This window comes from Xanthomonas sp. D-36-1, assembly GCF_017746155.1.
In the GTDB taxonomy this organism is placed as follows: Bacteria; Pseudomonadota; Gammaproteobacteria; order Xanthomonadales; family Xanthomonadaceae; genus Xanthomonas; species Xanthomonas cissicola.
The window spans coordinates 1-7,435 of the sequence record NZ_JAGHWR010000072.1 but is presented as its reverse complement, the minus strand read 5'-3'; the positions used below and the strand labels follow the sequence as shown (position 1 = coordinate 7,435).

General features: G+C 64.2%; 7 protein-coding genes and 1 pseudogene. 2 read left to right on the top strand and 6 right to left on the bottom strand.

Annotated elements, in window-relative coordinates; all coding sequences use genetic code 11:
• Nucleotides 1–414: 414 nt before the first annotated feature.
• The 6 genes from J7367_RS17995 to J7367_RS17970 form a co-directional block, all read right to left on the bottom strand.
• On the bottom strand, nucleotides 415–1,884 hold the full coding sequence (locus J7367_RS17995; RefSeq protein ID WP_057659525.1) for an aldehyde dehydrogenase: 1,470 nt from the start codon (nucleotides 1,882–1,884) through the stop codon (nucleotides 415–417).
• 81 nt (nucleotides 1,885–1,965) lie between these two features.
• Nucleotides 1,966–2,793, bottom strand: a complete 828-nt coding sequence (locus tag J7367_RS17990; RefSeq protein ID WP_005925862.1) for a p-hydroxycinnamoyl CoA hydratase/lyase — start codon at nucleotides 2,791–2,793, stop codon at nucleotides 1,966–1,968.
• A 45-nt stretch (nucleotides 2,794–2,838) separates the two neighbouring features.
• On the bottom strand, nucleotides 2,839–3,312 hold the full coding sequence (locus tag J7367_RS17985; RefSeq protein WP_007965267.1) for a MarR family transcriptional regulator: 474 nt from the start codon (nucleotides 3,310–3,312) through the stop codon (nucleotides 2,839–2,841).
• Nucleotides 3,313–3,442: 130 nt separating this feature from the next.
• Complete coding sequence (locus tag J7367_RS17980; protein WP_057659524.1) at nucleotides 3,443–3,847, bottom strand: hypothetical protein; 405 nt, start codon at nucleotides 3,845–3,847, stop codon at nucleotides 3,443–3,445.
• Between the two features lie 201 nt (nucleotides 3,848–4,048).
• Complete coding sequence (locus J7367_RS17975) at nucleotides 4,049–4,771, bottom strand: hypothetical protein (RefSeq protein ID WP_057659521.1); 723 nt, start codon at nucleotides 4,769–4,771, stop codon at nucleotides 4,049–4,051.
• Between the two features lie 81 nt (nucleotides 4,772–4,852).
• A complete protein-coding gene (locus tag J7367_RS17970) occupies nucleotides 4,853–5,758 on the bottom strand; it encodes an SMP-30/gluconolactonase/LRE family protein (RefSeq protein WP_057659519.1) in 906 nt (301 codons plus the stop codon).
• 123 nt (nucleotides 5,759–5,881) lie between these two features.
• Between J7367_RS17970 and J7367_RS17965 the strand changes: the two genes are divergently transcribed.
• Complete coding sequence (locus J7367_RS17965) at nucleotides 5,882–6,991, top strand: Gfo/Idh/MocA family oxidoreductase (RefSeq protein WP_039570772.1); 1,110 nt, start codon at nucleotides 5,882–5,884, stop codon at nucleotides 6,989–6,991.
• Between the two features lie 228 nt (nucleotides 6,992–7,219).
• Nucleotides 7,220–7,435: pseudogene (locus tag J7367_RS17960) on the top strand (hypothetical protein); the annotation flags it as partial.

The following is a 7,435-nucleotide window of genomic DNA, read 5'->3' as shown; positions in this document are numbered from 1 at the left end:
TGCCGGCGATGGGGAGCGTGCGTCTGTGAACCGGGAAATTCCCGCGGAAAGCGCCAGAAATGGCGAAATTCCGAAGTTCCAAAAGCCACTCTTCGGAACGACGCCACCTTCCGCCCTGTCAGGTCTCGTTGTTCAGACCTTCCCTAGGTCGCGTGCGGCAAACTGTTGCGGCGAGAGACGGGCGTGGAAGGCGATCGAGTCGGTCGGCATGGCCATGGCGCGGTCTTCTGGAAGAGTGGGAGGTGACTGGGTGTGGGTGCTGTGTGCGAAAGGTTGAGACGTCGCGCAAAAACGTGGTGCGCGAACGGCCGGTGCCGCCACACGCATGCCGGCACACGGCAGGCAAGCAGTGTGCAATCGGTTGCTGGTGTGCATGCCAATACCCAGGCAGGCGCGCGTTGCTTGGGCTGTGCGCTAGCTCAGGTAGACGGTCTTGGTTTCGAGGAAGGCCTGCAGGCCTTCGATTCCGCCTTCGCGGCCGATGCCCGAGTGCTTGAAGCCACCGAATGGCATGCTGATATCGACCCACATGCCGTTGATTGCATGACTGCCGCTGCGCACGCGGCGCGCGATGCGATAGGCGCGTTCGGAGTCTTCGCTGTAGATGGTGCCGTGCAGGCCGTAGTCGCTGGCATTGGCCTTGGCGATGAGGTCGGCGTCGTCGTGGTAGTCGATGAAGCTCACCACTGGTCCGAAGATCTCCTCGCGCGCAATGGTCATGTCCGGCGTCACCTCGGCAAACACCGTCGGCTCGACGAAGAAGCCGCGCGACAGGTGCGCCGGGCGGCCTCCACCCATGACCAGGCGTGCGCCCTCGGCCTTGCCCTTGGCGATGTAGGACTGCACACGTTCGAGCTGGCGGCCAAGGGCCAACGGGCCCATGCCGGTGTCTGCCGCAAACGGGTCGCCCAGTTTCACGGCGCTCAATGCCGCGCAATACGCCTGCAGGATTTCTTCGCGGCGCTGCGCCGGCACCAGGACGCGGGTCAACGAGAAACACACCTGTCCGGCGAGCGGCATGGAGTAGGGCACCAGGCTGGGCAGCACCTTGGCGAGGTCGGCATCTTCAAGCACGATCGCTGCCGATTTGCTGCCCAGCTCCAGGCCAACCCGTGCCAGACGCTCGGCGCAGGCAATGCCGATCGAGCGGCCGGCCTGGGTAGAGCCGGTGAAGCTGACCTTGTCCACGTGCGGGTGGCGGATCAATTGCTCGCCCACCTCGCAGCCGGCGGGGAGCAGGTTGAACACGCCATCGGGCACGCCGGCGGCGCTGATGCACTCGGCCAGGATATAGGCATCGATCGAGGTTTCCGGCGAGGGTTTGGCCACCACCGTGCAGCCGGCAGCCAGCGCGGCGGCGACCTTGTAGCACAGCAATACCAGCGGCGCGTTCCAGGGCGTGATTGCGGCGACCACGCCAACCGGCTCCTGCACCACATGCACGCGGCCACCATTGGGGCGCACGCGCGGTTCGACGAATGCGTGGGTGGCAATCAGATCGGCGTAGTAGTCGAATAAATCCGGCGCCTGCTGCGACGCGCGCCTGCTGAAGCCGATGGTGGCGCCCACCTGGCCGGTCCATGCTTCGGCCAGCTCCGGCATGCGTGCACGCAAGTGATCGGCCACCCGCTTGAGCACCACGCTGCGCTCTTGCGCGGAAAGCTGCGGCCAGGGGCCATGGTCGAACGCGCTGCGTGCAGCAGCGATGGCCGCTTCGGTATCTGCGTGCGAGGGCTCGGTGTAGCACAGCAGCGGTTGTTCGGTGTGCGGCGCGATCACATCGACAGTGCGATCGCCGGTGCTTGCGCGCCATTGCCCATCGATGAACAGGCCCAGGGGACTGCGCGCGGCGATCCCGCGCAGCGTTTCGGACAAGGCTTCCATACTCCCTCCTCGGTGCAGAAAACCACTGGCAGCGCCAGCGATGCACGCAACGCGCACCGCTTCGGACGCCGTAGGACGCGCTTACGCGCTGTGTTTGCTGAGGTCGTACTCGCCCAGGCCGGGCTTGTAGCTCTTCTCGTCGATGAACTGACGGATGCCTTCCTTGCGGGCGTTGTTGTCGAACGAGTTGGCCGCTTCCTGCATGCGTACCAGGTAATCTTCGGCTTCGTCGTAGGTCATGGTGCCGACGCGGCGCACCGCATCCTTGGCGTACTTGAGCGCGACCGGGTTCTTGCGCAGCAGCAGTTCGGCCACCTCGCGGGTGCGGGCTTCCAGGCGTTCCAGCGGCACGCTTTCGTTGACCAGGCGCCATTCGGCCGCTTTCTTGCCATCCACCATTTCGCCGGTCAGCGTCATCCACATCGCATCGCGCATCGACAGCAGTTCCACCGCGACCTTGGTGACGCCACCACCGGGCAGGATGCCCCAGTTGATTTCCGACAGGCCAAACTGCGCCTCATCGGCGGCAATCGCCAGGTCGCAGGCGAACAGCGGGCCGAAGCCGCCGCCGAAGCACCACCCGTTGACCATGGCAATGGTCGGCTTCTGATACCAGCGCAGGCGACGGAACCAGCCATACGATTCACGCTGCGAGCGCCGCACGCCGCGCAGGCCCTGCGCTTCGGTTTCGCGGAAATATTCCTTCAGGTCCATGCCCGCCGACCAGGCGGTGCCTTCGCCGCCGAGCACCAGCACGCCGACGTTGTCGTCGAACTCCAGCTCGTCCAGCACGTCCATCATGCGGCGGTTGAGCGCCGGGCTCATCGCGTTGCGCTTGTCGGGGCGAGCGAACTTCACCCAGGCGATCCGGTTTTCGATGCGAACCGATACCACGTCATGCTCGTTCAAGCGGCGTCTCCTTCGAGTCGTGAGAGTGCTGATGTGTCGATGGGCTCAGAAAGCTTCGGCCAGCGCGCTATCTGGCGCGGCGGCGCGCTCCAGTGCAGCGCTGGCGTTCAACTTGCAGAGCAGGCGCAGCAGCGTCTGTTGTTCGCTGGCCTGCAGGCCGGTGCAGGTGCGTTCGCCTGCGCGCGCCAGGCAGCCCTGTGCAACCCGCAGCGTGCGTTCGCCCGAGTCGGTCAGGTACAGGCCCTTGCTGCGACGGTCGCGGCCGGCGAGGCGTTCGATCAGGCCTTGCTCGGCCAGCGCATTGGCGATCTTCATGCCGGCGGCGCGGTTGACCAGCAAACGGTTGCCCAGCTCGGTCTGGTCGCAGCCGGGTTGGTCGCGGATGTGGATCAACGCGGTCACGCGCGCCGGGGTGAGCTGTAGCTCGGCCAATTCCTGGCGCGCGGCGTGGCTGGAGGCCAGGGCGGCCAGTTGCAGCTGGTAGCCAAGGTCGGCGGCAAGTGAAAGGCGAGCAGTCATCGATCCGTCCAGATTGTATCCGTCAAATACAATCTGGCCGACCGAAGCGGGCGCTGCAAGAGGGGGCGAAAGCATGATGCGAAGCACAGTGCGCGGCTGCGTAGTAGCGCCGCGCCTGCCGTTACGACGATCAGCGAATCAGCCAGCCGGCGAGCTGTTCGCGGGTCAGGTACCCGCTGTGACGGGTGTCGAGCGCGTCGAATTCATCGGCCAGGGCAGGGTTGGCCTGCGCCTCCGCACGGCTGATGCGGCCATCGCCATCGGTATCCATGGCTTCGAAATCGATGCGATAGCTGCCGACCACGCTGCTGGGCTGGATCGAACGCACGATCACGCTGGATTCCCCGCGCGGGCGTTCCAGTTCGGTTTGATGGGTGACCTCGCCACTGGACAGCGGCTGGGTGCGGATGGCACTGGGCACGTCGATCAGCGGCATGCTGCTGGCCGGCGTCGTGGGCGCCTGTTGCGCCTGTGCGGCAGTGCAGAGCAAGAGCGACAGCGTGGAAACGAGTGTGGCAAGACTGCGGGTAGTCATCAGATCCCCCTGATGCGGAACAGCCCACAATCATAGGGCCTGGCGGCCTGTTGCGCTGGGCGTGACGGCGGCGCTGCGCTTGGCGGCCGGGATACGTTGCTGGAGTGTCACAAGCGGCGAACATGCCTTGTCGCGCTGCTGCGCAGTCAGCGTGAGGCGAGCACTGCGCATCGCATCGCGCAGTGCTCTGGTGAGCGCCACTCAGCCGGGGATGAAGGGGAACACGATCTTCAGCAACCCCTTCAGGCCGCCCTCCGCCGTGCTCGTCACCGCCTTGGCACCCAGGCTGTTGAGTGCCCGGCGCACGTCGTCCCAGCGCACCTGCGCGATGTCCTTCTTGAGCAGGTCCGACACCTCTTCTGCGGTGGGTGTGAGTTTCTGCAAAGCGCGCACGGTGGCTTGCGGATCCGGTTGCAGGTAGCCCCAGCGCTCGGCGATTTTCAGCAGCGTGTCGAAACGCACCGCGACCACTTCGCGGTTGCGTTCGTACACCGGCAGTGCACCGACATCCAAAATGGCTTGTTCGAACTGTTGCGCGTCGTCGGGGTGTTCGATGCGCACCGCCAAAAAGCCTTCCTTGCGGCTGCGTTCGCTGACATGTTTTGCGCCGGAGCGCAGATTGTCTTCGGTGAGCACGTTGGCGACGATCCGCTGCATCGCCGCGTCGCCCTCTTCGGGCACCAGCGAGCGCCAACGCGCATAGCCATCGCGCCGCAGCGCCTTGACCTTGGCCGAGGTTACCCGCAACTGCAATGCGACCGCCGCGTTGGAGCTGTTGCGCGAGATGGCGCCATCGCGTTCGAGCAGCACGAAGATCAACAATTCCAGGTCACGCTTGGTCAGCGACTGAAACCCCTGCAACAGGGTCAGGCGCAGAAATTGGCTGCCGAAGGCGGCCGCGTCCTTCAATTCGATCGGTTGCATGGGGAGTCCTCCACAGGTGACCTGCAGCATGCCAGGACGCTGTTGCGCGGCCTGAGAACCAATGCGACGCACACGCCAGTTTCAGTGTCCGGTTTCGCGCCCGCGACGATCGGACCTGAACGTTTCAACTGCGCCACGATCCTGCAAGGTGACGAACACCTGCTTGCCATCGGCACCGCCGAAGGCCACGTTGCTGGCCTTGCGTCCCTTCAATGCAACCGTGCGCAGCAGCTTGCCCTGCGGCGACACCACTGCAATCTGCCCGGCATCGTAGCGGGCGATGTACAGATTGCCGTCGGCATCGCAGCGCATGCCGTCCATGCCGAAATCGGCAAAGCTGATCAGCAGCCGTTTGTTGCGCAGGCTGCCGTCGCTGCCACGGTCGTAGACCCACACCTTGCGCGACATGCTTTCGTTGACATACAGGTGCTTGCCGTCGGGGCTGACATCCAGGCCGTTTGGCGTGGTCATCCCTGCTTCCAGCAAGCGCACCGCGCCGTCGCGGCCGATGTGCCACAAGCGCCCGCCATTGTCCTTCCAGTTCGGATCGCTGGCGTAGAAGCTGCCATCGGGCGCCAGCGCCAGATCGTTGGGGCCGTCTGCTTCGGGCAACGCCGCAAAGGTACTCACCGCGCGCGTTTGCATGTTCACCTGCAGGATCTTGTGGCCGGTGTAATCGGCGACATACATGGTGCCGTCGCGAAAGCGGATGCCATTGCCGGTGCTTGCCTCGGGCAAGGTAACGAACACTTCGGCACGTGCGTTGCCGTCCGCCTGCAGCGCAATGCGCGCGATGGTGCCGTCCTTGCCCAGGTTCACCGCATACAGCGCGCCATCCGGACCGGTCGCCGGGCCTTCGGCATTGTGTGTGAATGCGCCATCGCCGATCAGATCGCGCGCAACGAAGGGTGTGTCTGCAGCGATGGCGAGCGAACTGGACAACAGCAGTGCCAGCGGCAAACAGCGAAGATGGGCAGCGAGGGTCATGCGCAATGCTCCGGATGTGATCGCCAGCAGTGTGCCAGAACGTGCAGCGCGACCATGGCGGTGATCACACCCGATCAAGTAAGGTGCGCGAGCAGTACGCCCACACCCGCGAAGGAGGTTTGCATGTCCGTGGAATCGATCACACGTCGCCGCTTGCTTGCCGCCTTTGGCGGTGCAGGCATCCTGCTCGCTGCACCGACGTGGGCAGTGCCGAAGAAAAAGCCCGGAAAACCGCTCAATGTCGCGTTGGTCGGGTTGGGAAGTTATGCCAGCGAACAGCTCGCGCCCGGCCTGGCACTGACCAAGCATTGCAAGCTCGCCGGGATCGTCACCGGTACGCCGTCGAAGATTCCGCAGTGGCAATCCAAGTACGGCATCGCCGACCGCAATGTCTACAACTACGAGAACTTCGATCGTATTGCCGACAACGACGACATCGATGTGGTGTACATCGTCACGCCCACGCATCTGCATGCACCACTGACCCTGCGTGCGGCTGCCGCAGGCAAGCATGTATGGTGCGAAAAGCCGATGGCGATGCATGCCGGTGAATGCGAGGCCATGATCGCTGCCTGCAAACGCAACAAGGTGGCGCTGACGATCGGCTACCGCATGCAGCATGAACCCAATACGCGGCGCGTGATTGCGATGGCCAGCGAGAAACCGTTCGGCGCGATGCAGCGCGTGCGTGCCGAGGCCGGGTACAACGGCTACCAAGGCACCGCCAAGGCCGATCGCCCGTGGCGGTTGCGCTCGCAGTTCGGTGGTGGCGCGATGTACGACATGGGCGTGTATCCGCTCAATGCCGCCCGCTATACAACCGGCGCCGAGCCGCTGGCAGTGACGGCCAAGCGCTGGACCGACCGACCCGATCTGTTCGATGAAGTCGACGAGCACATGGACTTCACCCTGGAGTTTCCCAATGCGGTGCGCGCCGAGTGCAAGACCAGCTTCGGCAAGAACATGAATGTGTTGCGCGCCGAATGCGAGCGTGGCTGGTACGAGTTGTCGCCCTTCCAGAGCTACCAGGGCGTGACCGGCAGGGCCAGCGATGGCCGCGTGTTCGACGCCAAGGTGCCGCATCAGCAAGCGCTGCAGATGGACGAAGACGCGCTGGCGATTATGAACGGCACACCATTACGTGCACCGGGCGAAGAAGGTCTGCGCGACATCCGCATCGTCGATGCGATCTATCGCTCGGCGCGCGAGGGCAGCAAGCGCATCGTGCTGTAAGGGTGGCCGGCTCCGTCGATCGGCGGAGTGCGGGCACTGCATGCGCTGACCGGTGGGCTGGCTCAGCGTAGGCTGCACGATGCAGTGCGGGCGCGTTGTAGTGCTTGGTGAGCGCTGCTGCGCGCCCGTGGCTGACCACGAGCGCCGGCTACGCGGGTGAAATGCCACAGTCAGGCGTCTTAGGGAGCATGTGCCAACGCACGGCGGACTGCATCGCCTATCGATCGCATGATCGAAGCACTCTTGATGACTCTCCGCCCCAGCCCCACGCTTTTACGATTCCCGATTCCCGATTCCCGATTCCCGATTCCCGATTCCCAATTCCCGATTCCCAATTCCCAATTCCCAATTCCCGATTCCCAATTCCCGATTCCCAATTCCCGATTCCCAATTCCCGATTCCCAATTCCCGATTCCCAATTCCCAATTCCCGATTCCCGATTCC

Bases quoted from the DNA above. Each gene is read 5' to 3' on its own strand.
- J7367_RS17995 (WP_057659525.1), bottom strand. From the start codon at position 1,884: ATGGAAGCCTTGTCCGAAACGCTGCGCGGGATCGCCGCGCGCAGTCCC.
- J7367_RS17985 (WP_007965267.1), bottom strand. From the start codon at position 3,312: ATGACTGCTCGCCTTTCACTTGCCGCCGACCTTGGCTACCAGCTGCAA.
- J7367_RS17980 (WP_057659524.1), bottom strand. From the start codon at position 3,847: ATGACTACCCGCAGTCTTGCCACACTCGTTTCCACGCTGTCGCTCTTG.
- J7367_RS17975 (WP_057659521.1), bottom strand. From the start codon at position 4,771: ATGCAACCGATCGAATTGAAGGACGCGGCCGCCTTCGGCAGCCAATTT.
- J7367_RS17970 (WP_057659519.1), bottom strand. From the start codon at position 5,758: ATGACCCTCGCTGCCCATCTTCGCTGTTTGCCGCTGGCACTGCTGTTG.
- J7367_RS17965 (WP_039570772.1), top strand. From the start codon at position 5,882: ATGTCCGTGGAATCGATCACACGTCGCCGCTTGCTTGCCGCCTTTGGC.